Here is a 369-nt window from a genome sequence, read left to right on the forward strand (position 1 = left end):
TGGTTGAAACCATTGCTCACCACCAGGTTGATATTGATTCAGAGGTATAAAACGAATGAGTACTGCACTCGCAACGCTGGCTGGGAAGCTGGCTGAACGTGTCGGCATGGATTCTGTCGACCCACAGGAACTGATCACCACTCTTCGCCAGACGGCATTTAAAGGTGATGCCAGCGATGCGCAGTTCATCGCATTACTGATCGTTGCCAACCAGTACGGCCTTAATCCGTGGACGAAAGAAATTTACGCCTTTCCTGATAAGCAGAATGGCATCGTTCCGGTGGTGGGCGTTGATGGCTGGTCCCGCATCATCAATGAAAACCAGCAGTTTGATGGCATGGACTTTGAGCAGGACAATGAATCCTGTAC

Annotated in this window: 1 protein-coding gene; it reads left to right on the top strand. The window is 50.1% G+C overall.

Going from position 1 to position 369, the window contains the following annotated elements; all coding sequences use genetic code 11:
• Positions 1-55: 55 nt before the first annotated feature.
• Positions 56-369: phage recombination protein Bet (bet, locus tag MTCD1_RS18670; protein WP_081570238.1), on the top strand; the 314-nt coding region annotated here is incomplete at its 3' end.

It is taken from the genome of Colwellia marinimaniae, assembly GCF_002207865.1.
GTDB lineage: Bacteria > Pseudomonadota > Gammaproteobacteria > Enterobacterales > Alteromonadaceae > Colwellia > Colwellia marinimaniae.